Here is a 24,617-nt window from a genome sequence, read left to right as displayed (position 1 = left end):
GACGCCCCCCATGCCCGACTATCGCTCCAAGACCTCCACCCACGGCCGCAACATGGCCGGCGCGCGCGCGCTGTGGCGCGCCACCGGCATGCAGGACGCGGACTTCCACAAGCCGATCATCGCCATCGCCAACTCCTTCACCCAGTTCGTGCCCGGCCACGTGCACCTGAAGGATCTCGGCCAGCTGGTCGCGCGCGAGATCGAGCGCGTCGGCGGCGTGGCCAAGGAGTTCGACACCATCGCCGTGGACGACGGCATCGCCATGGGCCACGACGGCATGCTGTACTCGCTGCCCAGCCGCGAGATCATCGCCGACTCGGTGGAGTACATGGTCAACGCGCACTGCGCCGACGCGCTGGTATGCATCTCCAACTGCGACAAGATCACCCCCGGCATGCTGATGGCCGCGCTGCGCCTCAACATCCCCACCGTGTTCGTGTCCGGCGGGCCGATGGAAGCGGGCAAGACCAAGCTCGCCGACCACAACCTGGACCTGATCGACGCGATGGTGATCGCCGCCGACGACAGCGCCTCCGACGAGAAGGTCGCCGCGTTCGAACGCAGCGCCTGCCCCACCTGCGGCTCGTGCTCGGGCATGTTCACCGCCAACTCGATGAACTGCCTGACCGAGGCGCTGGGCCTGGCGCTGCCGGGCAACGGCACCGTGCTGGCCACCCACGCCGACCGCGAGCAGCTGTTCCTGAAGGCCGGGCGCACCGCGGTGGAACTGTGCCACCGCTGGTACGGCGCCGAGGACCCGACCGCGCTGCCGCGCGGCATCGCCACCTTCGAAGCATTCGAGAACGCGATGACCCTGGACATCGCGATGGGCGGCTCCACCAACACCATCCTGCACCTGCTCGCCGCCGCGCAGGAAGGCGAAGTGCCGTTCACCTTGCGCGACATCGACCGCCTGTCGCGGCGCGTGCCGCAGCTGTGCAAGGTCGCGCCCAACGTGCAGAAGTATCACATCGAGGACGTGCACCGCGCCGGCGGCATCGTCTCCATCCTCGGCGAACTGGCGCGCGGCGGCCTGCTGCATACCGACCAGCCCACCGTGCACAGCCGCACCCTCGCCGACGCCATCGCGCAATGGGACGTCACCCAGACCGACGACGACGCCGTGCACACGTTCTACAAGGCCGGCCCGGCCGGCATCCCCACCCAGGTCGCCTTCAGCCAGGCCACGCGCTGGCCGACGCTGGACGCCGACCGCGCCGCCGGCTGCATCCGCGATGTCGCCCATGCCTATTCTCAGGAAGGCGGGTTGGCGGTGCTGTACGGCAACATCGCCCTCGACGGCTGCGTGGTCAAGACCGCCGGCGTGGACGAATCGATCCACGTGTTCGAAGGCAACGCCAAGGTGTTCGAGAGCCAGGATGCGGCGGTCAAAGGCATCCTGGCCGACGAAGTGAAGGCCGGCGACGTGGTGGTGATCCGCTACGAAGGCCCCAAGGGCGGCCCCGGCATGCAGGAGATGCTGTACCCGACCTCGTATCTGAAATCCAAGGGCCTGGGCAAGCAATGCGCCCTGCTCACCGACGGCCGTTTCTCCGGCGGCACCTCCGGCCTGTCGATCGGCCATGCCTCGCCGGAAGCCGCCGCCGGCGGCGCCATCGGCCTGGTCCGCGACGGCGACAGGATCCTGATCGACATCCCCAACCGCAGCATCAACCTGCTGGTCGACGACGCCGAACTGGCCGCCCGCCGCGCCGCGCAGGACGCGCAAGGCTGGAAGCCGGTCGAAGTGCGCCCGCGCAAGGTCACCACCGCACTGAAGGCGTACGCGCTGCTGGCGACCAGCGCGGACAAGGGCGCGGTGCGCGACAAGGCGATGTTGGACGGTTGAGGCATTGCCATGAAGACCGTGGGTTCCCGCGGTCTTCATGGCATTCCGGCATCGCACGTCGCGCACCACGATCTCGCCGCGAACCATGTCCACATCCTTGATCCGCAATCGCAGGCATTCCAGCAGCCGCATGCCGCTGCCGTAGAGCAACCCGGCCATCAGCCAGCAAGGCCCCTCCATGGCGACCAGCAAGCGCGCGACCTCCTCGACCGAGAGCACCACCGGAATCCGCCGCGGTCGCTTGGCTCGCACCAGATTCTCCATCCAGGGCAGTTCCACACCCAGAACATCACGATAAAGGAACAACAGCGCCGCCAGCGCCTGATTCTGCGTTCCGGCCGAGACCTGCCGCTGGGTCGCCAGACTGGTCAGGAACGCTTCGACCTCGGCCTGGCCCATCCGCGCTGCATGCCGCTTGCCGTTGGCCAGGATGAAGCGCCGTATCCAGCCAACATACGCCTGCTCGGTGCGCAGGCTGTAATGCCGAAGCCGCAACCGGCCACGCACCTGCTCCGGCAACCTCGGCGGTGGATGCGCCGTTACGCCTTCATCTTCACGGGTGTAACTCATACGCCAGCTCGAAAGTCGGATAACGCAGCCAGCATTGACGTACGGAGCCGCGGCCACCATCCGGCAAGTCATTGATGCAGCGTAGGAATTCCCCTCTTTGCAGACGCCTGGCGTTGGCGGATACTTGGCGCATCACCGCTTTTAGGCGGTCAAATAGTAGTTAGGTGCCATGAGATTGATTGAGGCAGATCCAACATTAGATGAGCGCCCTGACTTCGGTTCTGGCGTTAGTGACCGAGTCCTTTCGCTTCGGGAAAGGTCGCTCTCGTCGTTGAGCTTGGGTGAGATTGCATTTTGCCTTCGTCAAACTGTTGCGCTTTCCCACACTGTACCCATCGCTCTTGAGGCATTGGCTAACCAGCCATTGGTCGCGGCAGAGCTTTACCCCGGTGATCTCTTGGTCAGTCTTCTACATGCTGCAGACCGTTCTGCGCTACCGGTGCACCAGCTGGCCGAACTGCACGGCATTTGCTCTGCTGCTATTGCTGGGGCAGACTCCATTCAAGAGTCGGTGGTGCCTGTGGCCCTCGCATTCGCGGGTCGTAGCAATGGCACCTAACAATTCATTCAAGCCGAAACCGCTTCGCGGTTCGGCTTAATTCAGGCGTTAGGCCGTGGTGGAGCAACAGCATCGGTGCTCGCATCTTCGACCAGTTCACTGGCGCGCACGCGGTTGGCTCCGGACAGGGGTTCTCACCGTAACTGGCATCGGACAGTCCGTCGCTTCGTCATTTCGTGTCACTGCCGCGCGGCACTCATTGCGCCTAGCTTCGGAGCCAACAGGCCCCGTGGCATTGCGGTGCAAGCTTCACCCCGCAAGCTGTGGCACACTCGGCTCAGGCGGGCAGTGCTGGGGAGCACGGTTGCGGTCTCAACCGTTTCGGCCACTCACTGCCTAACAACTCATTCAAGCCGATGTTGCTTCGCAACGCGGCTTAATTCAAGCGTTAGGCCGCTTACGAGACAACCATGCCACTCGGAGAAATCGCTGGTGAAGCTCTTGGAGGAATTGTCCGCGTCGTCGGTCGTATTCTTTTCGAGGTCTTCTTTGAACTCACCATTCAAGGCACCGGCTACATTCTTGTCCGCACTGTCAGACCAGAGGCAGAGCCAGATGACACTATTTGCACTGTTGTAGGCTTGCTTTTTTGGGTGGTTGTTGGCGTCGGTGGCTACTTTGTCTATCGCGCAACAGCGGCCTAACAATTCATTCAAGCCGACGCCCCTTCGGGGCGCGGCTTAATTCAGGCGTTAGACCTCATGAAAGTTGATCTCTCGCCAAAGTCTTCCCGATCGCCCACAGAGGTTCAGGTTCTCGTTTCGATTGAGATAGAGCGAATTTCTGATCCAGCATTAGCTGATGCCATTCGCTCCTTCCTAGTTCCCCCGCGAATGGAGCTTCGAACTTGGGATTGGAGCAATGACTACCTCCAACTACCAACCTGGGTTGTTGCGGAAAGCCAGCGATATGACTATGGAATTGTCTATTCGGACAATGGATTTGGGCCAGACAATCCGTGGGGGCTCGTCTTCTCGTCCCACACCAACTTCGGCGTCGACTATTGCTGGTACTCTTCGCTCGAATCTGCCTTCTTGGAGTCTCGGCTTGTGGAGGAGACTAGCGATGGCCGCGATGAGGCCTAACAATTCATTCAAGCCGAACCCGCTTCGCGGATCGGCTTAATTCAGGCGTTAGGCCCCACATGATGCTCACTCGTACTCAAGCCCAAGCACTGGTTGAAGCTCGGCTTTCCACTGCGGCGGACGAGGCTGCTTGTGATGTTGTTGTCGTTGACTCGGCAACAATTGAACGGTCCTTTGGCTGGGCGTTCTTCTATGAATCGCGCCTCTACCTCGAGACAGGAGAGCTTGTGCATCGCCTAGCCGGCAATGCCCCACTCATCGTCAATCGCTTTACGGGAGAGGTAGTGCTAACCGGCACAGCCCATCCAACCGATTACTATTTGACGCAATATGAGGCATCGCTCACTGGGGGCGGGGCCTAACAATTCATTCAGGCCGACGCCGCTTCGCGGCGCGGCTTAACTCAGGTGTTGGACCTGCCATGAAATCTCTCGTAATCCCGCCCGCCGCACAACGCGATGACAATGCCATCCAAATGCTCAGCGCTTGGATCGCTGAGCGCGGACAACACTGTACGATCAAGATCGGCCTGTGGCGGGACAACGGCCGTGAGGAGGCTCCTGCCTGGGGCATCTTCCTTGCAGACACCATTCGTCACATCGCCAATGCGCTCCAAGAGGAGCACGGTCAATCTGCACCCGATACCATTGCAGCCATCCTGAAGTCACTCCATAACGAGTTGGACGTCCCTACGTCTGATGTCAAAGGCGCTTTTAGTCATGGTCACGGATAGCAGGCTAACAATTCATTCAAGCCGAACCCGCTTCGCGGGTCGGCTTAATTCAGGCGTTAGGCAGCGCAGATGGAATCTTGGCGGTGAGACTATGAAGATTGGCGAGCTAGTATCATTCGGACACAACATTGCCGACTCTCTGGCAAGTGGGATCTGCTTCATGGTGGGCATCTATTCCACAGACATCCTTGGAGAGGCTGCGGCCTCGCCAGAAGGCCACATAGACGTGGACTTTCTAACCGGCACGACTTTCGGCAGTCCGGTTTCAGCTGAGCTGAGGCGCGCGATTCCAAAGTACGCGGATATGCTTCCGGAACTTGCTACGAGACACGATCTGGACGCTGCAGAGATCAAAGTTCTGTCGGCTAGGTTCGGCACTGATCTGGTCGCCGGCCCCCACTTCTTGGTTACGGTGGAGGCTTCGGATGGGCGTCGATCGGTCGACCAGTACGCGGGCATTCCCGGTGGGCGGTATCGCAGGTCGCGCAGAAGCGCTTCCTAACAATTCATTCAAGCCGATGCCGCTTCGCGGCACGGCTTAGCTCAGGCGTTAGGCATGCCAAAGCATCGAACGGATCTTGAAAAGGCTGCAGGCCAGCTAATTTCCGCTGTCCAGAAAGAATGGGGTGACGTAGTGGGCGAGCCGGGTGCCGAGGTTAGTGAGGAGGTAATGCACAACTGTCACGCTCTTCTCCAGGCAGCAAAGACTGTTGATGATCTCGCCCACGAACTGGACGGTAGGTCCGTAATGGGTTATCTGGGCAGGAGTTGGGTGCGCCTGCATCCGGACGTGCTTCCAGCAATCAGGTCATTTGAAGGATTGCTTACGGCTGGCAGCATGCCCAACAATTCATTCAAACCGAAGCCACCTCGAGGCTCGGCTTAATTCAGGCGTTAGGGCTCACATGAAGCTTCTCGCAGCGGCGACACTCGCATTGGTCGTTAGTCAGGTTTCTGCCGAGCAGCCGGAGTCTTGGCTGCGAGCTCCAGCGACCAACATAAACACCGCCAAAATCGTTAAGCCGGTACCGCGCGATTATATATTTGAGGTACCGGTTTCCCTTTTTGACATGGCCATGGAAGAATTGCGTGCTAAGCCCATCGTGCCTCTGCAGAGCTATGACGTAGATTCATTTAGCCGTTGGCATTTCTCTTGCCCCAGAGCAACAAGCCCGTATCTCGTTCGCGCGGTCTATAGCAATGGTGGCACTGGTGGCTATCATCTCCAGCAAGTTGATTCGTCGTTATGGGTTGGTCACGCTTCACTAGGCGCGTCGTCCGGCGAGCATCGCTCGGCTCTCCTCGCCTGTCTGGATTTTCAACCGTCTCAAGTATTTGTCTTGAGCAGTGGGGCCATCTGAGTGAGTTCCCAACAATTCATTCAAGCCGAACCCGCATCGCGGATCGGCTTAATTCGGGCGCCAGCACCCTATGACAGTTGATCTGCAAGCTCGAGCAACTTTGGCTGAGTCAACCCGCTGGCTTGTTGGCGGTCGCATCACCAATTTCCAGTTCGCCGATTCGGTGCCGCGATCAAAAGATCCGGCGATCCGAGAGATCTACAACCAGTTCCTCTGGCTGCTTTACTGCGACCTCCGGGAGCATCGCCTGACCGGCAAGGACGAACTGCCGCAAGCTCAAAGAGACGTGGCCGCACGCTGCGTTCTCTTTCTCAAGTCAGGACTCCCATATTCATGGCCCGTCCTTTCTCGCGCACAATCCGCGCTTCTCGCCGTTGCCAATCTCCTGACGCTCGGCGTAGCCGGCCGCATCTACTTCCACCACCTCTGCTCTTCCGGAGACATGTCGTACTGGCCTTTCAAATCACAGGGACAGTACGCTTCCGCCCTAGGAGCGCCGGTCTACCTATCCGGGACGGGCACTAACAATTCATTCAAGCCGAAGCCCCTTCGCGGCTCGGCATAATTCAGGCGTTAGCTGGCATGGAGACAGTTCGGCACTCGTTGATGCTTCGGGAAAGCGAGAAGCGCTTCGCGTCGGCTGAACTGCTGCGGGCGGCAGGCGACGAATCAGATTCAGCGTACCTACTACAGCTTGTCGGCTTCGAGTTGCTACTCAAGGTTGTCGTAGAGCGCGCCACGGCCGAAAAGGCTCACGGCCATCATTACTTGCCGCTGTTCAATCAACTCCCGCAGGAAATCCAAGCCACCGTGCTGCGGCTCGCCGGAGAATGGGTGGGTTCGTCCACTCTCGCCGATCGCCACGAAGGCGTCTTTACCGATCTCGGTGGAAATTTCGTGAAGTTGCGCTACCCCTACGAAAAGTACAGCTCTCTTCCCAAGGAGCAGTACCAGCGGGTTGGAGAAGACTGGATTGCTCGTGGCGCCAGCAACGCGGAGGCGGACTTCCGCTACCATCCTGAAGAGTTGCGAGCGCTCACGCTGGCCCTGCGGGAGGTCGCTGGTGCCAGCTAACAATTCGTCCAAGCCGACGCCGCTTCGCGGCGCGGCTTAACTCAGGTATTAGGCGTCATGGCGCAACCATCAAGGTTGCTCAGCCAAGAGGAATACGAGTCAACTTTCTCGCCACCCATGCTCCACATAGCCGAGGGTGCGGATGAGATCGTTGCTAGGAGCTTGAGTCAGGCTTCCTTCCTGCATCCGCTACCACGACCTTGTCCTTTCCCCCACGCTGGTTGGGGGCAATTGCTTTGTGTGTTGTCGTGGTTATCTGCTGCTTCGTATATTGGTGGCGCGGCCAGGAGCTCGTTTCAGCTGGCGCCGCTTCGCGGTGCAGCCAATTCGGCCTTGGCGCCAGGAGGATTCATGGAAGTCTTGATCGCGGTAGTGATTGTTGCCGGCCTGGCTGGTGGGCTGGCCGTATTGCTGCTTGGCTTGCTGCTACCCCGCAAGTTCTGCCCTAGATGCAACACGGCGTTGCCTCGCTTCCGCAAGCCTTCAAGCGGCCGGGAAGCGATGCTCGGGGGCTGGTCTTGTCCGTCTTGTGGTGCAAAGATCGCGCGCAATGGCGCGCTTCTACCGGATTAGCGGCGTGCTCGGCATCCTCCCTGACACGTCGTTCAACCTGAGCCCGCGACCGAGAACGTGCCGAGCAGGTTTGGCTGCCCAAGACCTGTACCTGCCATTCGGCTTCGCCAGGCCGACGCCGTTCACGACATGCTTCACATGGCGGGCCTCGTGACGAACTCGCAACGCCCGGACAGCTACTGTGCAAGTAACTTGGCAGACGGAGAATTGCGATGTCGGACTTGCACAAGCAGACCCTGGAAAAGGCCAATGAAGCCATCTCCAACGGCGATTTCGAAGGCTTCCTGCGCCACTGCACGGAAGACACCGTATGGAATTTCATAGGCGACCGGACGCTCAGGGGCAAGGATGCCGTGCGCCAGTGGATGGCGGAGGCATACCAGGAACCGCCTGTGTTCCGGGTGCATCAGATGATCGCGGAAGGCCAATTCCTTGCCGCGATCGGCGTCATCACCCTGAAGGGATCGGACGGGCAGGAAGCCGAGCATGCGTATTGCGACGTGTGGCGCTTCGAGGGCGGGCTGATGGCCGAGTTGAATGCCTACGTGGTCGAGCCCTGATCGATCCTGGATCAGGTTCGCCGCGCAGCGCGAGATTGCAGCCAGCCGCCGACCAGGCGACGGGGACTCTTCGGTCCTGGGAACGTTACGATCGGATGGATCCTTAGCCGGCCGCAACGCGTTGACCATCGCCGCCTTGCTCGCGATCAACAGCTCATCCAGGCCGGTCCCCGCTTCGCGGGCCGGCTCCGTACAGGTCGGACATTCATGCGAACGCTTCAAGAACTGCTCGACGGCGACGACCCGGCGATGCCGCTGGTCAGGCAATGGCTTTCGGAGGCCAGCCGTCCGTTCGAGCTCCTCCCGCCTTCGCCGCGGCGCGGCGACGTCCTGGTCGGCCTGCAGGTCACCACACGGTCGCCGATGGGCGCCATCGCGTACGAGACCGGCGGGCTGTTGATCGATCACGGTTGGCTGCGCATCCTCGGCTCGGGACATCCGGCACTGCCGCGCGACATCGTCGGGTGGAATGCCGGCCGGTCTTCGGGCCACCTGCTGGTCGCGGACGACGTGGTGGGCGGCTTCTTCTCGTTGAACGGCGGCAGCCTGGGAAGCGATCTGGGCGCGATGTACTACCTCGCGCCCGATACGCTGCGGTGGGAAGCCCTGGATATCGGCTACTCAGATTTCCTGTGCTGGACGCTCAGCGACCGACTGGACGTGTTCTACGAAGGCTTGCGCTGGCACGGCTGGGAAACCGACGTGAAACAGGCCGGTGGCGACCGATGCTTCAGCTTCTTTCCGTTTCTTTCGACCGAGGAGGGCTCCGTTGCCTCCAGTTCCCGCAAGCTGGTGGACGTCGCGGAGCAATTCGCATTCAATACGGAGCTGGTCGGCCATGCGCAATGAGCTGGATCCGTAGCAGCTTCGCAGGCGATAGCGTCGGCGAAAGGTCGGGCAGTCCGGCCGGCTCTCCCGATCGCCTACTCCTTGAGACATCACAACCCTATGCTCCACCACATCTCCCTTGGCGTTTCCGACATCGAGCGTTCGGCGCGCTTCTACGACGCCGCGCTTCTGCCGCTCGGCTACGTGCGTGTGTGGGAAGACCTGACCCCGGGCGACGACGATCAGGCTGTGGGCTATGGCCCGCCCGGCGATGGCGACCGCTTGGCCATCAAGCTCCGCGGCGCGAATGCATGCGCGCCCGGCCCCGGATTCCATCTCGCCTTCGCTGCCGCTAGCCGTGCTGCCGTCGACGCGTTCCATGCGGCGGCGCTGCGCAACGGCGGCCAGGACAATGGCGCTCCCGGGCCGCGTCCGGACTACGGGGACAGCTACTACGCCGCGTTCGTCGTCGATCCCGACGGCCATCGTCTCGAGGCTGTCCTCAACCCGACACCCTGATGCTGGGATGCCGCTCAGGGGCCTGTAGCGAGCGCGAGAATCGGTGCATCGACCGAGTGGTCGGGCAGCTTCCCGGATTCGTTCGCTCCACCAATCGGGCGCCATTCGTTGCGCAACGACGGTCGACGCGATGGCGCTTCCGGCCTGCCTGGTCGAAGGAACGGCTCGAGTTGGCGTCGTAAATGCGCCAGCGAGGCTTCTTGTTATCCTGCTCCCCTTCTTTCATGGACGAACCGAGCCACCATGTCCGACGACGCCGCGTCCCGTATCGGGAACATATTGCTGGGCCTGCTGTTCGCGCTGATCGGGCTCGTCCTGCTGGGTATTGCGGTCGGTCTCGCGCTTGACCGGCGCGAATTCCTCGCTCGCGCACAGACCGCCGATGGCATCGTCAGCCGCTTGAACGCCGGCGGCGCGCATCCTGAGATCGCCTTCACCACGGTGGCTGGCGAAAAAATCTCCTATCCCCAGGGCGGCTTCATCTCCGGCTATCGGCCGGGACAGACGGTGCGGGTGCGTTACCTGCCCGAGTGGCCGTCGGGCAGCGCCGTCGTCGATGATCCGGGCGCGCTATGGGGCGTGCCCGTGGTCATGGGAGGGATGGGCCTGATATTCGGCATCGGCGGCGTGGCAAGAGTTGTCCGCCGCAGCCGCGGCGCGGGCCAGCCGCAGCAACGGCGTTGAACGCACGCCACGCCATCCGATGCCGATCGAGGTAACTCCATGGCGGTGGTTGTGCACGGTTCGACCGTTCGCGCACGCGTGAGCGGCGGCAGCCGAAGGCGATCATCTGACGACATGCCTTTATGCCCTGCGCGGTTAGGCTAACGCACCTCACCGTTGCGAATGGCACCGATGCGTCCAACCCGGCCCTTGCGGATCGGCCTGATCTCCGACACCCACGGCCTGCTACGGCCGAAGGCGCTGGCGGCGATGCAGGGCTGCGACGCGATCGTGCATGCCGGCGACGTCGGCAAGCCGGAAATCCTCGACGCCTTGCGCGCGATCGCGCCACTGCATGCGATCCGCGGCAACATCGATACCGCGCCATGGGCGCAGCCGCTGCCCGAGATCATGGACATCGAGATCGCGGGCGTGCGCCTGCACGTGCTGCACGACCCGAAGACCTTGGCACGGGAACCGGCGTCGGTGGACGTGGTGGTCAGCGGGCATTCGCACAAGCCGTTGCTGCGGACCCGCGGTGGCGTGCTGTACGTCAATCCCGGCAGCGCCGGTCCGCGGCGTTTCAGCCTGCCGATCAGCGTCGGCTATCTGCATCTGGATGCCGAAGGCGTCCGCGGCGAGCTGTTCGATCTGGTGTGAGACGGCGGCAGGCCGTACGCAAGCATGGAACCATGCATGACCCGGGAGCGCGGGTCTGCGCCACGCTCGCTGCGGACACGGCACAGGCGCGACCGTAACGGTGGGTAGCGCAATCGCCCGTGCGGATGCCAGGCGTCCGGATCGAGCGCTCACCGGCAATTGCGCGATCCGCACGCGCGGCAGTCGTTCGCGGCGTTGGCGACCGCGGCTCCAGCCACGCCCGACGCCTCGCTCCACCGGCACACTGGCGCCCGCCCGCCGATGCATGGCGGCATGCCGCCCGAGTGCACCGCGGCGATCGCTGCTGCCGCCATCGCCAATCTCCGCTAGAGTTGGCCGCGAGCCGGGAGGCTGATCGGCACGGGGACGGGAGAGGCAGATGTCGCGCGGGGGCGCACGCATGCCGGGTACCCGGTGCAGCCGCGAATGGACGATCTGCGTTGCGCAACGGAAAGGGGGATGTCTTATGTGGAAAAAGCTCGGCGGCACCTTCGGCAAGCTCGGCCTCGGAAAAATGTCCAAGGACGAATACCAGGCGAACCTCAACGGCATGAACATGTTCTTCGGGGCCGTGCTGGGGCTGGTCCTCGCCGGTACCGAGAGGCTTCAGGACTGGCAGTTCGGCGTCGTGCTGGCCATGCTCGCCGGCATCGTCGTTTCCATCCTCTTCATTTCCAGCAGCCGGCACAGGGTCGTCTATGCGATCTATACGGTGGTGCTGGTGCTGACGTTCCCGGGCATGGTCGACCTCATCCTCAAGGGGCGCGATGTCATCCCCGGCAAGGTCCAGCCCACGCTGATCGTGTGGACCGCCATGACCATCATGGTGGAGTTCTGGGGCCGCGAAAGCGACCAGTCCGCTTCCGCGGCCGGCGCCGACCAGTCCGGCTGAGGGCGACGATGGCCATCCTCAAACGCATCGTCCAGTCCTTGTGGTGGCTTGCACTGGCCTACGTGCCGCTGGCGCTCTCCGACCGGATCGAGCGCTTGTACGCGGAACTGGGCTGCCCACCTCGCGGGGATTGCTACGTGGCCGGCACGATGACGGCATTCGACCTCGAGCTGTTGATGTTCGCCATCGCCGCGCTGGTGTGGCCCGCCTGCCTCTGGTTTCTCGGCCTGCGCTGGATGGCCGGCCGGCTGGGCATCTGGCTTGGAACCCTGTTCAAGGCGAACCGGCTGCGCCGGCCGGGCTGATTCGCGCAGTGGTTCCAGGGGCCGGCGGCACATGGCCTCCGCGCATGCTCACCAGTCCGTCGGCGCGTAGTCCTTCAGGAACTGTCCCCACACGTGCTCGCCGGTGTTGAAGCCGTGGATGATCGGATCGACGATGCGCGCGGCGCCGTCGACGATGTCCAGTGGCGGATGGAAGCGCTCTTCCTGCACCTTGCGCGCGGCGATCTCGGCCGGATCCTCGTCGGTCACCCAGCCGGTGTCCACGCTGTTCATGTGGATGCCGTCGTTCTGGTAATCGGCGGCCGAGGTGCGGGTCATCATGTTCAACGCGGCCTTGGCCATGTTGGTGTGCGGATGCCGGGTGGTCTTGAAGTTGCGGTAGAACTGCCCTTCCATCGCCGACACGTTGACGATGTGCTTGTCGCGCTCGGGCGTGCGCAGCATCAGCGGCTTGAGCCGCGCGTTGATGATGAACGGTGCGATCGCGTTGACCAGCTGGGTCTCCAGCAGCTCCACCGACGGCACTTCGGCCATCAGCAGGCGCCACGAATTTCGCCCGCGCAGGTCCACCTGTTGCAGATCCTGGTCCAGACGCCCTTCCGGGAACAGGTGCTGCTGGCCGAGCAGCTCGTCGGCCAGCAGCGGCACCTGCGACAGCTCGGCGGCGCGGGTCAGGCCGTCGGCGCCGCTGAGGCCGTGGCCCTGGCCCGCCGGCAGTGTGGTCGCCGACGCGGCCGGCAGCAGTTCCGGGCTGCGCAGGCCTTCGTAGTGGCCGACCAGGCGGCGCACGTGCTCGGGCAGTTCGTGCAGCGCGGCGGTCTCGCCGGCCATCATGTGCGCGTAGAACTGCGGCGGCCGGCGCACGGTCTGGCAGGCGTTGTTGACGATGAAGTCCAGCCGCTCGCGCGTGGCCAGCAACTGGCTGCAGAACGCTTCGACGCTGGGCGTGTGGCGGAGGTCCAGGCCGAACACCTGCAGGCGGTGGCCCCATTCGGCGAAGTCCGGCTCCTGCGCGTAGCGCGCGGCCGAATCGCGCGGGAAGCGCGTGGTCACGATCAGCTCGGCGCCGGCGCGCAGCAGCTTCAACCCGGCCTGGTAGCCGATCTTGACCCGGCCGCCGGTCAGCAGCGCCACGCGGCCGCGCAGGTCGGCGGTCTCGGTGCGCTTGAAGTAGTTCAGCTCGGCGCAGGCCGGGCACATCTGGTCGTAGAAATGGTGCAGCCGGGTGAACTTCTGCTTGCACACGTAGCAGTGGCGCAGTTCGGGCGAATGCGCCGGCGCGGGTTCTTCGGTCGCGGCATTGCGGGCGTCGTGCAGGCCTGCAGCGTGCGGCGGGAAATAGTTCGGCGTGCTGAACACCGGCTTGCGCCGCAGCGCGCGGATGCCGGTCTGCTCGAGCAGCGCCTCGGCCTTGCGCACCTTCTCCTGGTGGCGTTCGCGCGCCTGCTGCTTGAGCAGCTGCCGGCGCGCCTTGGGCTCGGGGTGGTAGACCTTGGCCACCACCTGGTGCAGGCGCACGCGGTCGGCCTCGGGCAGCGCATCGAGCACGCTGCGGTCGGCGTCGATGGCTTCGAGCAGGTCCAGGGCGACGCGCAGGCGCTCGGTCAGGGGCAGGTCGTCGGTGGCGGAGGGCGAGGCGGTGGTGTTCAAGACGGATCCGGGATGAGCGGCGGCGAGCCGTGGAAAGGCGCGGCAGAACGCCGACGAAGACAGCGGTAGAGGCAGCGACGCGGCGCGCCCGGCGCTTGCAGCGAGCGGACAGCGGCAGCGCCAGGAACGTTGCGATGGGCCGGGACGGGCCGGCCAGGCGACATTTTCGCCGATCCGGGGGTGCCGGCGCCATGCCGGCCGCGGAGCGCGTCCCGATCCGCCCCGATACGGCCCGCTTCAGGCTGCGTGCGCTGGCGATGACGCCATCGCTCATGCGCCGTCGGCAGGCGTGTCGACCTTGCGTACCACCGTCTGCCGCGGCTTGAGCGCGCGCCCGGCGGCGTCGCGCGGCAGCATCGCCGGCACCGGCTTGCCGGTGCGCCGATCGAGCAGGCGCGAATGCGCCTCGCCCGGCGCGAACAGGTGCCGCTCGCCCCATTGCCGCAACGCCAGCAGCAGCGGGAACAGCTGCTCGCCTTTTTCGGTGAGCGCGTACTCCTGGTAGGCGCTGCCATCGGCGGCCGGCCGCAGCGCCAGGATCTGCGCCTCGACCAGCAGGCGCAGGCGATCGGCCAGGATGTTGCGCGCCATGCCCAGGCTGCGCTGGAAATCGCCGAACCGGCGGACCCCGTCGAAGGCGTCGCGCAGGATCAGCAACGCCCAGCGCTCGCCGATCAGGTCCACCGAACGCGCCACCGGACACGGCTGGGCGTGGTCCTTGCTGCGTCTGGCCATGCTGGCTCCTCTTCGCCGAGTGCGGCACCTGGTTGCATTTTAAAACCAAAGGCGACAGGCTGTTACTGGTTTTTAATTGCAACCACTTTGCGACGCGTACGCCCATGCCGACCATCTCCAGCCCCGATCCCGAGCCGCCCAGGCTGCGCCGCGCGCAGGTGGCGTTGTTCGCCTGCGCCAGCGGCGCCAGCGTGGCCAACGTGTACTTCGCGCAGCCGCTGCTCGACGCGCTGGCGGCGGAATTCGGCATCGGCCAGGGCGCTGCCGGCGGCGTGATCGGTGCGACCCAGGCCGGCTGCGCACTGGCGCTGCTGCTGGTGGTGCCGCTGGGCGATCGCCATGCGCGGCGCCCGCTGATGCTGTGGCAAGCCGGCGCACTGCTGGCCGCGCTGCTGGCGGTGGCTGCGGCGCCGACGCTGCCGGCGCTGCTGGCCGGCATGCTCGCCGTGGGCCTGCTGGGCACGGCGATGACCCAGGGCCTGATCGCCTATGCCGCGGCCAGCGCCGCAGCGTCCGAACGCGGCCGGGTGGTCGGCGCCGCCCAGGCCGGCGTGGTGATCGGCCTGTTGCTGGCGCGCGTGCTGGCCGGCGTCGTCGCCGACCTGGCCGGCTGGCGCGGCGTCTATGCGGCGTCCGCGGCGCTGACCCTGGCACTGCTGCTGTGGCTGCGCCGCGGGTTGCCCGCCCTGCCCGCGCCGCAGCGGCCGCCCGGCTACGCGGCCCTGCTGCGCTCGATGCTGCGCATGCTGGCGCACGAGCGCGTGCTGCAGATCCGCGGCGGCATCGCGCTGCTGATGTTCGCCAGCTTCTCGATCTTCTGGACCGCGCTGGTGCTGCCGCTGAGCGCGCCGCCGCATGCGTACTCGCATGCCGCGATCGGCGCGTTCGGCCTGGTCGGGGCGATCGGCGCGTTGGCCGCGGCGCGCGCCGGGCACTGGGCGGACCGCGGCTGGGCGCAGCGTTGCAGCGGCCTGATGCTGGCCTTGCTGCTGGCGTCGTGGCTGCCGCTGGCGCTGGGCATGCGCTCGCTGGCAGCGCTGATCGCCGGCATCGTCGCGCTGGACATGGCCGGCCAGGCGATCCACGTGATCAACCAGAGCCTGGTCTTCCGCGGCGACGCGCAGGCGCACAGCCGGCGCGTGGCCGGCTACATGCTGTTCTACGCGCTCGGCAGCGGCCTCGGCGCGATCGCCGCTACCGCTACCTATGCGCATGCGGGGTGGACGGGCGTGTGCATGCTGGGCGCGGCGACCAGCGCGGCGGCGCTGCTGTTCTGGGCGGCGACGTTGCGCTGGATGCCGGCGGAATCCGCTCGCTAGCCATCGTCGTCGCGTGTATCCGCCGTTGGCGACGAGTGGGGAACGACACCGGGTGGCCTCGGCCATCCGTTGCCATGAGCGGCACCGATAGCGTTTTCGCGCGTCTGTTGCAGACGCTCCGATCGCACGCTTGCGTGGCCGAGCGCCCGCACAGTGGCCTGCGCTGCGCGCGTCAGCGCATCCCATCGAGCGCGCGAGATCGGCCCATGTCCCTGACCTCGCGTGTTTCGTGGAAGTCCAGCAGCGCGCGTGAGTTGCCTGTTGCCGTGGCCCTGGCGCTCGCCTTCGCCGCCATGCGTGCGGCAGGCACGCTGGCGCCGGCGCACTGGCGTTGGCTGCTGCCGCTCGGCTTCGTGTGCATGGCAGCCAGTCCGTGGCTGCTGCTGTCGCGTGCGGGGCGCCAGCAGATCGGATTGGTGCGGCCGATACGGCTCGCCTGGTTCGCACCGTCGATCGCGTTGGGGGCGCTGGCGGCCCTCGCCTGCTTCGCGCTCGGCGCGATCGCCTTCGGCAGCGGCGAGGACAACCGGTTCGCCAGCATTTCACGCAACTACCGCGACACGATTCTCCACCAGGGTTTCACCACGCTGCAGCTGTTTCTGGTCGCCACCGTGCCCGTGCTGCTGTTCAGCCCGATCGGCGAGGAGATCTTCTTCCGCGGCCTGCTGCAACGCGCGCTGGAGGAGCGGTTCTCGCTACGCGCAAGCACCTGTACCGAAGCGCTGCTGTTCGGCCTGGTGCATCTTTGCCATCACGGACTGCTGGCGACCGCGGCCGGCATCCGCCTGCTGCCGCTGTCCGGCGCGCTCTGGGTCGCATTGATGTCCGGCGCGGCTGTTCGCGTGGCTGCGCCATCGCAGCGGTTCGTTGTTCCCGGCAATGGCCGCGCATGCCAGCTTCAACCTGGCGATGAACGCGTGCATCTTCGCGGCGCTGTGGCCGGTGGACTGAGCAACGCCTATCGCAGCAGTGGCGCGCTGCGCGCTCAGCGCAACGGCGCCTGCGCGAACTCGCCGCGCTGCAGCTTGGCCACGTCGTTGCCCTGCGCGTCCCTCGCCTGCAGATCGGCGCCCTTGGCGGCAAGCTCCTTGAGCACCTCGGTGCGCTGGAACAGCGCCGCGTACATCGCCGCGGTCTGCCCGGCGTTGTTGCGCTGGTCGGGCGCGCAATCGGCCTGCATCAGCCGCTTGGCGATGGCCAGCTCGCCCTTGAAGATCGCGCCCATCAGCGCGGTGTTGCCGCGCTTGTCCTGCGCGCACGGATCGGCGCCGGCACGCAGCAATTGCTCCACCGCCGGCTGCTGGCCGTGGTAGGCGGCCAGGATCAACGCGGTATAGCCTTTGTCGTCGCGGGTATTGAGGTCGTAGCGCGCGCGGATGAACTCGGCCAGCATGTCCTGGCGGCCTTCGCGCGCGGCATCGAAGAAGTAGTCGCGCAGTTGCGCCTGGACCTTGGCCGGATCGGCCGGCGCAGACGCGGGCGCAGCGGTGGCGGCCGATGCGGCCACCAGGCTCAACGCGAGGAAGAGGAAGCGACGCATGTTCGGTCTCCGGGAAGGAATGCGCAGCGCGGCGTGGGGAGGCGCCGTCACGCTGCGCAGTGGCGCTCAGTCCTGCAACTGCGCGGCCAGTTGCTTGACCCGCGCCAGGTCGCCCTTGGCGATGCGGGCGACGCCGCTGCCGTAGGCCGGATCGGCCTTGTACAGGAACGACAGCATGATGTGCTTGCTGGCGTCGTCGGTGCCGGCCAACGATTCGCCGAAGCTCTGGATCAGGTCCTGCTGCTCCTTCTTGCTGTAGCTGCGGAACAGTTCGCCGGCCTGCTTGAAGTTCTGTTCACGCACGATCTTGGCCTGCTGGGTGGCGCCCGACAGCGGCAGCCGGCTGTAGCGCGCGTTCGGATCCTGCGGACGCGGGCTGAGCCGGCTCGGCTCGTAGTTGACGCCGCTGGTGGTGGCGCCGTCGTTCATCGCCCCGTCCTGGTTGCCGTTGTTCACCGTCACCCGCGGCCGGTTCACCGGCAGGCTCAGGCCGTTGGTGCCGACGCGGTACAGCTGGGTATCGGCATAGGAGAAGATGCGCCCCTGCAGCAGGCGGTCTTCCGAGGGCTCGATGCCCGGCACCAGGTTGGCCGGCGCCATCGCCACCTGCTCGGTCTCCTGGAAGAAGTTGTCCACGTTCTTGTTCAACACCATCTGCCCGATCTTGCGCTCGGGCACGTCCGGCCAGATCTTGGTCGCGTCCAGCGGATCGAAGTCGAACTTGGCCAGGTCTTCCGGCTTGAGCACCTGGATGTACAGGTCCCACTTCGGATAGTCGCCCCGCTTGATCGCACCGACCAGGTCGTTGGTCAGGTGGCTGTAGTCCTTGCCCTGCACCTGCGCCACCTGCTGCGGATCCAGGTTCTTCAGGCCTTGCAGCGACTTCCAGTGGAACTTGACGTAGTGCACCCCGCCCTGCGCGTTGACCAGCTTGTAGGCGTGCACGCCGTTGCCGTCCATGAAGCGGTAGCCGGCCGGCGTGCCCTCGTTGGAGTACAGCAAGGTCAGCGTGCGGGTGGCTTCGGGCACGTGCGAGAAGAAGTCGAAGCGGCGCGAGTCGTCGTCCAGGTTGGTGCGCGGATCCGGCTTGAACGCATGCACCATGTCCGGGAACTTGATCGCATCGCGGATGAAGAAGGTGGGGAAGTTGTTGCCGACCAGGTCCCAGTTGCCTTCGCTGGTATAGAACTTTGTGGCGAAGCCATGCGGGTCGCGCAGCGTCTCCGGCGAGTGGTTGCCGTGCACGACCGAGGAAAAGCGCACGAACACCGGGGTCTTCTCGCCGACGATGAACACCTTGGCCTTGGTCAGGTCGGAGATGTCGGCGCTGGCGATGAATTCGCCATGCACGCCGGTGCCGCGCGCATGCACCACGCGCTCGGGAATGCGTTCGCGGTCGAATCGCTGCAGCTTCTGGATCAGCTGCACGTCCTGCAGCAGGGTCGGGCCGGCGGCACCGGCGGTCTGCGAGTTCTGGTTGTCGCCGACCGGCGCGCCGTTGTCGCGGGTGAGCGTGGACTGGGCGAACCCGGCGGGGACGATCAGGGTCTGCGACAGCAGGGCGAGCACCAACAGTATTGCAGGGCGCATGGCGTCAGCTCGTGTTGAGGGAGCTGAATCATCGCCGCGCCGCCATGCGTTGGAAATTCGTTAGTTGCTATGACTCCGATAGGCGCCGCAGATGCAGCCTCCACGATGTGACTGCGGTCTCCGACGCCGTGGGCGATGCATTGCAGGTTCGACAGCGCAGGCCGCAGGCGCAATCCGGCGACTGAAAAAAACCGACATCAAAATGTAGACGATGCCGGCGAAGCTGCCGTGCGGTTCGCGCCGAGCGCAGCTGCACTGCGCGCATCGCGCACCACCCCCAGCTCGGGAGAGATTCCGATGCACGACCCGACGGCCGTGCCTGCAGAAATGCGCCGTACCTGAGCAGATTCGCCGCCAGGGTCCGCGCCGAAGGCGGCGGCGACTATGGCCCCAACAGCGGCGGCTACGATCAACCGGGCTACGGCACCTTGCCGTACAGCCTGCGGCAGACGCCATGGCCAGCGCACCTTCGCCGGCTAGCCGATCACCCGCTTGAACGGCGGCAGCGCGTCGATGATGCGCTTGCCGTAGCGCTTGGTCAGCAGGCGCGAGTCGAGGATGATGACCCGGCCGTGGTCGCTGGAACTGCGGATCAGGCGCCCGGCGAACTGGGTCAGCGTGCGCAGCGCGTGCGGCACCGCGATCAGGTTGAAGGCGTTGAGGCCGCGGCTTTCGAGCCACTCGCCGAGCGTGGCGGTCTGCGGGTCGGTCGGCACCGCGAACGGCACCTGGGTGATGACCACGGTGGTGCAGGCCTCGCCGGGCAGATCCAGGCCCTCGCCGAACGAATTCAAGCCGAACAGCACCGAGCCTTCGCCGGCGGCGATGCGGCGCATGTGTTCGCCGATCATCTGCGACTTGGAGCCTTCGCCCTGCACCAGCACGCGGTTGCGCTGCGCGACCGGCAGCAGGTCGGCGACCTTGAGCATCTTCCAGCGCGAGGTGAACAGCACGATCGAGCCCTTGCCCCAGTCCAGTTCCCTGACCAAGTAGCGCGCGACCTCGCGCGGGTGGCCTTCGCGGTCGTCCGGCGCCACCGGGAACTTCGGCACGATCAGCTCGGCCTGGTTGGGCAGGTCGAACGGCGAGGACAGCGACACCATCTCCGCATGCGCGGGCAGCCCGTTGTCGATCGCCAGCGCCTGGAAATCGCCGCCGCCGGTCAGCGTGGCCGAGGTCAGCACCGCCGAGTCCACCTCGCTCCACAGCAGCGCGCGCAGCACCTGCGCGGCCGACACCGGCGAACAGTGGCAGACCAGGTCGGCATCGCGCGAGGCGGTGATCCAGCGCGCCATCGGCGCCTGCCCGTCCTGGTCCTCGCGGCGCCAGCCCAGCCACAGCGCGTACTGCTGCTCGACCATCTCCAGGGCCATGCCCAGGCTGCGCTGCAGGCGCTCCTTGGCCGCGTCCTCCTGCTTGGACTTGGCCACCAACTGGTGCGCGGCCTGCACCCAGTTGAGCAGCGCGGCGGTGTCCTGCGCCTGCGCGTCGATCAGCGGCTTCCAGTCCTCGGGCAGGCGCCCGTTGGGCGCGCGCCACATCGGTTCCTCCTGGCCCGGCTCCGGCACCCAGGCGCGCTCGATCTGCGCGCGGAACGCCTTCAATCCCTTGCTGACCTGGGTGGCCAGTTCGATCGCCTCGTTCGGCAACTGGTTGCCGATGGTGTCCTTGTCGGCCAGCCGGTAGGCGGCGCCGACCAGCGCCTGCAGCCGCCCGGTGCGCCGCGCCATGTCGTCCAGCGCCAGGTTGGCGGCGCCCTGGTCGATGGCGACTCCGGCGATGTGGTGGCCCTCGTCGAGCACCAGCAGCATGTCCGACGGCGGCGCGATCAGCGGCTGGCCGTTGTCGCTGTCGCCCAGCGCCAGCGCCGACAGCAGCAGCGCGTGGTTGGTGACCACGATCTGCGCATCGCGCACCTCGCTGCGCGCCTTCAGCACCGGGCACTGCACCGCGAACGAGCAGCGGCGCCCGGCGCAGCCGGCGGCGTTGGTGGTGATGCGCGCGCGCAGCGAACCCGGGATCGGCTCCGGCGCCGCATCCAGGTCGCCGTTCCAGGTCTTGTCGGCGTAGGCCTTGGCCAGCGCGCGCGCCTGTTCGGCCTCGGCCGGGCTCAGCGGACGGTCGTATAGCGGCGCCTCGTCCTCGAACATGCTGTCCTGCGCGGCTTCGCCATGCAGCTCGGCCACGTTGCGCGCGCACAGGTAGCGGGTGCGGCCCTTGGCCAGCGCCACCGTCGCCTCGATGCCGGTGGCCTTGAGGAAGGCGGGAATGTCGCGCTCCACCAGCTGCGACTGCAGCGCCACGGTGCCGGTGCTGATCACCAGCTTCTTCTTGCTGGCCAGCGCGATCGGCACGCCGGCGGTGAGGTAGCCCAGGCTCTTGCCGACGCCGGTCGGCGCCTCGGCCACGCCGACTCCGCCGGAGGTGCCCAGCGCGCGCGACACCACGCCGATCATCTGGCTCTGCGCGCGGCGCACGCGGAAACCGGGCGTATTGGCCTGCAGCTTGGTGTAGGCGTCGCGGATGGCGAGCTTCAGCGGCTCGGTCAGCTCGCGCTGGGGCTTGCCGGGCGCGGGTTGCGCGGCCGGCGTGGGGGCATCGTTCATCCAGGCATTTTCTCACGTCCCGTCGCAGGGATTGAAACCGGCGTGGGCGCGAACCTTAATGCCGCACGGGTGCGGGCTTGCGCGGCAGCGCGTGGCGCAGCGCCTGCAGTAGCAGCGCCACGCCGAGCACGTACAGCGCGTCTTCCAGCAGGCGGATCGACGCGTAGGTCCATGCGTACGGATCGGCGAGGCGATCGGATACCAGTTGCCTCCAGCCCACCGCCGCGTTCAGCGCGCGCGGCAGCACCGCGTTCGCCATCAGCACCGCCAATCCCGCCTGCGCCAGCGTGCGCGCACTGCGCCAGCGTGCGCGCACGGCCGGGCGCCAGGCGCGCGAGCAGCAGCAGGCCGATCAACGCAGCAGGAAGCGCGCCAGCAGGCCGATCCCACCGGTCACCATCCCGACCTCCAGCAGCGGCTGGATCGCAGTCGCAAGCATCGCCCTCTCCTTCGTCTGCGCCAGCGAGCGGCCGCGTGCCGAGCGCGGCCGTCGCCTGGGCACGCTCTCCGGCAGTGCTGCTAGCGCGGCAAGGCGAACCGCAGCGCCAGCACCACCAGCAGCATCGCCACCGCATGCAGGATGGTGAACACGGCCTGCAGGATGCCGTACCAGGCCGCGTAGCTGGAGAACGTCCCGCCCTGGGACACGATCCATATCGGCAACAGCGAGGTCACCGAGCCGCACAGCCCGCCGACCAGCAACAGGCTCAAGCCCCACAGGCCGAGCGTGCGTGCGCGGCCGGGCCGGCGCGTGGACAGCAGCACCACCCCGGCGCCGAGCACGAGCAGGATCGGCAGCTGGAAGCCCACCGTGGTCAACAACTGGAGCAGGAATCCATTGTCCATGGGATCTCCGTGGAGGCTGAAGGAACGCGCCGGAGCGCTCGGGTCAGTCGGCGCTGACCAGCACCGCGTCGCGTGCGCGCAGCGCGGCGTAGACCGGATCGGTGTCCGGACGCACGCCGTGCCAGCGCTCGAAGCTCTCGGCCGCCTGCTCGACCAGCATGCCCAGGCCATCGACGGTATCGCGGCAGTTGGCCGCGCGCGCCCAGGCCAGGAACGGGATCGCGATCTCGCCGTAGTTCAGGTCCACCGCCAGGGTCATGCTGTTGACCAGCGACAACGGCAGCGAGAAGCCGGCGGCTTCGTCGCGGCCGGCGGCGGTGGCGTTGACGATCAGTTCGAAGTCGCCCAATTCGCGCAGGTCTTCCCAGTAGCGGGAGATGGCGCGTGCCGGTTCGCCCAGCGCGTCGACCAGCGCATCGGCGCGCTCGGGCGAGCGGTTGACGATCATCAGCTGCTGCACGCCGGCCTCCAGCAGCGCCGGCGCCACGCCGCGCGCGGCGCCGCCGGCGCCGAGCAGCAGCGCGCGGCGGCCGCGCAGGTCCAGGCCGTTGCGCCCGGTCAGGTCGCGCACCAGGCCGGCGCCATCGGTGTTGTCGCCGTGCCACTGCCCGTCGCGGTAGCTGAGCGTGTTGACCGCCCCGGCGCGCTGCGCGCGTTCGCTGTGGATGACGCTGTGCGCGTAGGCGGCTTCCTTCAGCGGCATGGTCACGTTGGCGCCCAGGCCGCCTTGCGCGGCAAACGCTGCCAGCGCCGCCGCGAAGCCGTCCGGCAAGGCGTCGATCGCGTCGTACTGCAGGGCGATGCCGGTCTGCTTGGCGAAGGCGGCATGGATGCGCGGCGACAGCGAGTGGGTGACGGGATGGCCGAACACGGCATAGCGGGATGTGGGCATGGAACGCTCGTTGGTTGTTTAGACTGGTCGCGACATCCGAAGGAATCCGACATGCGGACCCCCGCCCTGCCGCTCGCGCTGGCCGCGAGTTTACTCTGCGCGCCGTCGGCGTTCGCGCTTTCCGAATTCGGCATCGAGGGCATGGGCGTGGTCTCGACCAAGGCCAGCGAGACCCGCGCCAGCGTGGCCGCCGACGGCCAGCGCATCGTCTGGGCCAGTCCCGACCGCGCCGGCGGGCCGGGCGGCGGCGACCTGTGGCAGGCCACTTTGCGCGACGGGCGCTGGGTCGACGCGCAGCCGCTGCCGGCGCCGTTGAACGCGCCCGGCGCCGACAGCGACCCGTTCTTCAGCGCCGACGGGCACTGGCTGTACTTCGCCTCCGACCGCGCCGGCGGCCACGGCGGCAGCGACCTGTACCGCGCGCCGCTGCTGGCCGACGGCCGCTACGGGCCGCCGCAGAACCTGGGCGCGGCGGTGAATTCGCGCGGCGACGAGCGTGCGCCGACGCTGTCGCTGGACGGCACCCGGCTGCTGTTCGCCAGCGACGGCCACGGTGGCGCCGGCGGCCAGGACCTGTTCGTGGCGCGGCTGCAGGGCCAGGCCTTCGGCCGGCCGCAGGCGCTGGACGGCGTCAACAGCGCCGACGACGAAACCGACGCCGCCTGGCTGGGCGACGGCCGCGCGCTGCTGTTCGCGCGGGCGCGCAAGGCGCACGGCGCGCAGCTGTTGCTGGCGCAGTGCGCCGGCGGGCGCTACGCGCAACCGCAACCGCTGGCCTTGTCGTTCAACGGCGCCGACGGCGACACGCGCGGCGCGGTCCTGGATGCGTCCAAGCCGGCCGAACTGCTGGTCGCCGGCAGCGCACGCGCGCCGAAGGCCGGCAAGCTCGACGTGTACCGGATGAAGGCTCCTGCGGCGAGCGGCAGCGGCGATTGTGCGGGTGGGCGCTGACGGCGGCTCCATGCCGTGGCGGCCGATCGTCTGCATCCCCCCTCGAAACCGCCGACAGCGTTGATGTCGCACATCGCGCTGGTTTCTCGCTCAGCCAACGCGATGCAGCGGAGCGCTTCGGCGGCGTGCAGGAGTGATTCGAATGCGCCATTTGGCGATCTGTCGCGGCTGAAGCCGCTCCTACAAAAAAGCGGTGCGCGCCCTGCGCTCTTGTAGGAGCGGCTTCAGCCGCGACAGACAGCGTGAAGCGATGATTGCGAAGGACTCCAAGGCCAACG

The 24,617-nt window shown here is 66.3% G+C and carries 26 protein-coding genes and 1 pseudogene; 16 read left to right on the top strand and 11 right to left on the bottom strand.

Annotated elements, in window-relative coordinates:
• Window positions 1-10: 10 nt before the first annotated feature.
• Window positions 11-1,849: a dihydroxy-acid dehydratase gene (ilvD, locus tag OCJ37_RS01925; RefSeq protein ID WP_263112016.1), complete on the top strand. Its 1,839-nt coding sequence runs from the start codon at window positions 11-13 to the stop codon at window positions 1,847-1,849.
• A 57-nt stretch (window positions 1,850-1,906) separates the two neighbouring features.
• Here the strand turns inward: ilvD and OCJ37_RS01920 are convergent.
• Window positions 1,907-2,419, bottom strand: a pseudogene (locus OCJ37_RS01920) (phage integrase N-terminal SAM-like domain-containing protein); the annotation flags it as partial.
• 969 nt (window positions 2,420-3,388) lie between these two features.
• Between OCJ37_RS01920 and OCJ37_RS01915 the strand changes: the two are divergent.
• The 13 genes from OCJ37_RS01915 to OCJ37_RS01855 all read left to right on the top strand — a co-directional run bounded on the left by OCJ37_RS01915 (window position 3,389) and on the right by OCJ37_RS01855 (window position 12,231).
• Window positions 3,389-3,622 (top strand): hypothetical protein, encoded by a 234-nt coding sequence (locus OCJ37_RS01915; protein ID WP_184578063.1) that lies wholly within the window; start codon window positions 3,389-3,391, stop codon window positions 3,620-3,622.
• A gap of 862 nt (window positions 3,623-4,484) precedes the next feature.
• The gene (locus tag OCJ37_RS01910; protein ID WP_263112013.1) at window positions 4,485-4,796 is read left to right on the top strand and encodes a DUF5076 domain-containing protein; all 312 of its coding nucleotides are present in this window, start codon (window positions 4,485-4,487) and stop codon (window positions 4,794-4,796) included.
• 905 nt (window positions 4,797-5,701) lie between these two features.
• Entirely contained in the window at window positions 5,702-6,157 is a 456-nt protein-coding gene (locus tag OCJ37_RS01905) for a hypothetical protein (RefSeq protein WP_263112012.1), read from the top strand.
• 70 nt (window positions 6,158-6,227) lie between these two features.
• Entirely contained in the window at window positions 6,228-6,722 is a 495-nt protein-coding gene (locus tag OCJ37_RS01900) for a hypothetical protein (protein ID WP_263112011.1), read from the top strand.
• A 17-nt stretch (window positions 6,723-6,739) separates the two neighbouring features.
• Entirely contained in the window at window positions 6,740-7,231 is a 492-nt protein-coding gene (locus OCJ37_RS01895; RefSeq protein WP_263112010.1) for a hypothetical protein, read from the top strand.
• A gap of 351 nt (window positions 7,232-7,582) precedes the next feature.
• Window positions 7,583-7,804 (top strand): hypothetical protein, encoded by a 222-nt coding sequence (locus OCJ37_RS01890; protein ID WP_263112009.1) that lies wholly within the window; start codon window positions 7,583-7,585, stop codon window positions 7,802-7,804.
• A gap of 212 nt (window positions 7,805-8,016) precedes the next feature.
• On the top strand, window positions 8,017-8,364 hold the full coding sequence (locus tag OCJ37_RS01885; RefSeq protein ID WP_263112008.1) for a nuclear transport factor 2 family protein: 348 nt from the start codon (window positions 8,017-8,019) through the stop codon (window positions 8,362-8,364).
• Between the two features lie 207 nt (window positions 8,365-8,571).
• The gene (locus OCJ37_RS01880; RefSeq protein WP_263112006.1) at window positions 8,572-9,213 is read left to right on the top strand and encodes a DUF2625 domain-containing protein; all 642 of its coding nucleotides are present in this window, start codon (window positions 8,572-8,574) and stop codon (window positions 9,211-9,213) included.
• A gap of 99 nt (window positions 9,214-9,312) precedes the next feature.
• The gene (locus OCJ37_RS01875) at window positions 9,313-9,711 is read left to right on the top strand and encodes a VOC family protein (RefSeq protein ID WP_263112005.1); all 399 of its coding nucleotides are present in this window, start codon (window positions 9,313-9,315) and stop codon (window positions 9,709-9,711) included.
• A 243-nt stretch (window positions 9,712-9,954) separates the two neighbouring features.
• Window positions 9,955-10,395, top strand: a complete 441-nt coding sequence (locus tag OCJ37_RS01870; RefSeq protein ID WP_263112004.1) for a DUF3592 domain-containing protein — start codon at window positions 9,955-9,957, stop codon at window positions 10,393-10,395.
• A gap of 171 nt (window positions 10,396-10,566) precedes the next feature.
• Window positions 10,567-11,034: a metallophosphoesterase family protein gene (locus OCJ37_RS01865; RefSeq protein WP_263112003.1), complete on the top strand. Its 468-nt coding sequence runs from the start codon at window positions 10,567-10,569 to the stop codon at window positions 11,032-11,034.
• A 466-nt stretch (window positions 11,035-11,500) separates the two neighbouring features.
• Window positions 11,501-11,926, top strand: coding sequence for a hypothetical protein (locus tag OCJ37_RS01860; protein ID WP_263112002.1), 426 nt, complete (start codon window positions 11,501-11,503; stop codon window positions 11,924-11,926).
• 8 nt (window positions 11,927-11,934) lie between these two features.
• The gene (locus tag OCJ37_RS01855; protein WP_263112000.1) at window positions 11,935-12,231 is read left to right on the top strand and encodes a hypothetical protein; all 297 of its coding nucleotides are present in this window, start codon (window positions 11,935-11,937) and stop codon (window positions 12,229-12,231) included.
• A gap of 48 nt (window positions 12,232-12,279) precedes the next feature.
• Here OCJ37_RS01855 and OCJ37_RS01850 read toward each other — a convergent pair whose 3' ends face one another.
• Window positions 12,280-13,860 (bottom strand): SDR family NAD(P)-dependent oxidoreductase, encoded by a 1,581-nt coding sequence (locus OCJ37_RS01850; RefSeq protein WP_263111999.1) that lies wholly within the window; start codon window positions 13,858-13,860, stop codon window positions 12,280-12,282.
• A gap of 270 nt (window positions 13,861-14,130) precedes the next feature.
• A complete protein-coding gene (locus OCJ37_RS01845) occupies window positions 14,131-14,595 on the bottom strand; it encodes a winged helix-turn-helix transcriptional regulator (protein WP_263111998.1) in 465 nt (154 codons plus the stop codon).
• A gap of 104 nt (window positions 14,596-14,699) precedes the next feature.
• Here OCJ37_RS01845 and OCJ37_RS01840 point away from each other — a divergent pair, with 104 nt between their 5' ends.
• Window positions 14,700-15,914, top strand: coding sequence for an MFS transporter (locus OCJ37_RS01840; protein WP_263111997.1), 1,215 nt, complete (start codon window positions 14,700-14,702; stop codon window positions 15,912-15,914).
• Between the two features lie 172 nt (window positions 15,915-16,086).
• Here OCJ37_RS01840 and OCJ37_RS01835 read toward each other — a convergent pair whose 3' ends face one another.
• From OCJ37_RS01835 to aroE, 8 genes are all read right to left on the bottom strand, one after another.
• Entirely contained in the window at window positions 16,087-16,464 is a 378-nt protein-coding gene (locus tag OCJ37_RS01835) for a hypothetical protein (protein ID WP_263111996.1), read from the bottom strand.
• A gap of 145 nt (window positions 16,465-16,609) precedes the next feature.
• Window positions 16,610-16,837: a hypothetical protein gene (locus OCJ37_RS01830; RefSeq protein WP_263111995.1), complete on the bottom strand. Its 228-nt coding sequence runs from the start codon at window positions 16,835-16,837 to the stop codon at window positions 16,610-16,612.
• 62 nt (window positions 16,838-16,899) lie between these two features.
• Window positions 16,900-17,454 (bottom strand): ankyrin repeat domain-containing protein, encoded by a 555-nt coding sequence (locus tag OCJ37_RS01825; protein ID WP_263111994.1) that lies wholly within the window; start codon window positions 17,452-17,454, stop codon window positions 16,900-16,902.
• Window positions 17,455-17,520: 66 nt separating this feature from the next.
• Window positions 17,521-19,044, bottom strand: coding sequence for a catalase KatB (gene katB / locus OCJ37_RS01820; RefSeq protein WP_263111993.1), 1,524 nt, complete (start codon window positions 19,042-19,044; stop codon window positions 17,521-17,523).
• 476 nt (window positions 19,045-19,520) lie between these two features.
• A complete protein-coding gene (gene dinG, locus OCJ37_RS01815; RefSeq protein WP_263111991.1) occupies window positions 19,521-21,650 on the bottom strand; it encodes an ATP-dependent DNA helicase DinG in 2,130 nt (709 codons plus the stop codon).
• 55 nt (window positions 21,651-21,705) lie between these two features.
• A complete protein-coding gene (locus tag OCJ37_RS01810; protein ID WP_263111990.1) occupies window positions 21,706-21,966 on the bottom strand; it encodes a hypothetical protein in 261 nt (86 codons plus the stop codon).
• A 203-nt stretch (window positions 21,967-22,169) separates the two neighbouring features.
• Window positions 22,170-22,496 (bottom strand): hypothetical protein, encoded by a 327-nt coding sequence (locus tag OCJ37_RS01805; RefSeq protein WP_263111989.1) that lies wholly within the window; start codon window positions 22,494-22,496, stop codon window positions 22,170-22,172.
• A gap of 43 nt (window positions 22,497-22,539) precedes the next feature.
• Window positions 22,540-23,388: a shikimate dehydrogenase gene (gene aroE, locus OCJ37_RS01800; protein ID WP_263111988.1), complete on the bottom strand. Its 849-nt coding sequence runs from the start codon at window positions 23,386-23,388 to the stop codon at window positions 22,540-22,542.
• 51 nt (window positions 23,389-23,439) lie between these two features.
• Here aroE and OCJ37_RS01795 point away from each other — a divergent pair, with 51 nt between their 5' ends.
• Window positions 23,440-24,339 carry a TolB family protein gene (locus OCJ37_RS01795; RefSeq protein ID WP_263111987.1) on the top strand — a complete coding sequence of 300 codons (900 nt, stop codon included), beginning with the start codon at window positions 23,440-23,442 and terminating at the stop codon, window positions 24,337-24,339.
• The last annotated feature ends 278 nt before the right edge of the window (window positions 24,340-24,617 follow it).

Source organism: Xanthomonas sp. AM6 (assembly GCF_025665335.1).
Taxonomy (GTDB): domain Bacteria; phylum Pseudomonadota; class Gammaproteobacteria; order Xanthomonadales; family Xanthomonadaceae; genus Xanthomonas_A.
This window is presented reverse-complemented; position numbering and strand designations above follow the sequence as displayed.

Excerpts from the sequence above, each read along its gene's own strand:
- OCJ37_RS01860 (WP_263112002.1), top strand. The coding sequence starts at position 11,501 with ATGTGGAAAAAGCTCGGCGGCACCTTCGGCAAGCTCGGCCTCGGAAAA.
- OCJ37_RS01825 (WP_263111994.1), bottom strand. The coding sequence starts at position 17,454 with ATGCGTCGCTTCCTCTTCCTCGCGTTGAGCCTGGTGGCCGCATCGGCC.
- OCJ37_RS01875 (WP_263112005.1), top strand. The coding sequence starts at position 9,313 with ATGCTCCACCACATCTCCCTTGGCGTTTCCGACATCGAGCGTTCGGCG.
- OCJ37_RS01870 (WP_263112004.1), top strand. The coding sequence starts at position 9,955 with ATGTCCGACGACGCCGCGTCCCGTATCGGGAACATATTGCTGGGCCTG.
- OCJ37_RS01915 (WP_184578063.1), top strand. The coding sequence starts at position 3,389 with ATGCCACTCGGAGAAATCGCTGGTGAAGCTCTTGGAGGAATTGTCCGC.
- katB (WP_263111993.1), bottom strand. The coding sequence starts at position 19,044 with ATGCGCCCTGCAATACTGTTGGTGCTCGCCCTGCTGTCGCAGACCCTG.
- ilvD (WP_263112016.1), top strand. The coding sequence starts at position 11 with ATGCCCGACTATCGCTCCAAGACCTCCACCCACGGCCGCAACATGGCC.
- OCJ37_RS01865 (WP_263112003.1), top strand. The coding sequence starts at position 10,567 with ATGCGTCCAACCCGGCCCTTGCGGATCGGCCTGATCTCCGACACCCAC.
- OCJ37_RS01895 (WP_263112010.1), top strand. The coding sequence starts at position 6,740 with ATGGAGACAGTTCGGCACTCGTTGATGCTTCGGGAAAGCGAGAAGCGC.
- OCJ37_RS01890 (WP_263112009.1), top strand. The coding sequence starts at position 7,583 with ATGGAAGTCTTGATCGCGGTAGTGATTGTTGCCGGCCTGGCTGGTGGG.
- aroE (WP_263111988.1), bottom strand. The coding sequence starts at position 23,388 with ATGCCCACATCCCGCTATGCCGTGTTCGGCCATCCCGTCACCCACTCG.
- OCJ37_RS01905 (WP_263112012.1), top strand. The coding sequence starts at position 5,702 with ATGAAGCTTCTCGCAGCGGCGACACTCGCATTGGTCGTTAGTCAGGTT.
- OCJ37_RS01845 (WP_263111998.1), bottom strand. The coding sequence starts at position 14,595 with ATGGCCAGACGCAGCAAGGACCACGCCCAGCCGTGTCCGGTGGCGCGT.
- OCJ37_RS01830 (WP_263111995.1), bottom strand. The coding sequence starts at position 16,837 with ATGCACGCGTTCATCGCCAGGTTGAAGCTGGCATGCGCGGCCATTGCC.
- OCJ37_RS01840 (WP_263111997.1), top strand. The coding sequence starts at position 14,700 with ATGCCGACCATCTCCAGCCCCGATCCCGAGCCGCCCAGGCTGCGCCGC.
- OCJ37_RS01900 (WP_263112011.1), top strand. The coding sequence starts at position 6,228 with ATGACAGTTGATCTGCAAGCTCGAGCAACTTTGGCTGAGTCAACCCGC.
- OCJ37_RS01910 (WP_263112013.1), top strand. The coding sequence starts at position 4,485 with ATGAAATCTCTCGTAATCCCGCCCGCCGCACAACGCGATGACAATGCC.
- OCJ37_RS01880 (WP_263112006.1), top strand. The coding sequence starts at position 8,572 with ATGCGAACGCTTCAAGAACTGCTCGACGGCGACGACCCGGCGATGCCG.
- OCJ37_RS01795 (WP_263111987.1), top strand. The coding sequence starts at position 23,440 with ATGCGGACCCCCGCCCTGCCGCTCGCGCTGGCCGCGAGTTTACTCTGC.
- OCJ37_RS01805 (WP_263111989.1), bottom strand. The coding sequence starts at position 22,496 with ATGGACAATGGATTCCTGCTCCAGTTGTTGACCACGGTGGGCTTCCAG.
- dinG (WP_263111991.1), bottom strand. The coding sequence starts at position 21,650 with ATGAACGATGCCCCCACGCCGGCCGCGCAACCCGCGCCCGGCAAGCCC.
- OCJ37_RS01855 (WP_263112000.1), top strand. The coding sequence starts at position 11,935 with ATGGCCATCCTCAAACGCATCGTCCAGTCCTTGTGGTGGCTTGCACTG.
- OCJ37_RS01885 (WP_263112008.1), top strand. The coding sequence starts at position 8,017 with ATGTCGGACTTGCACAAGCAGACCCTGGAAAAGGCCAATGAAGCCATC.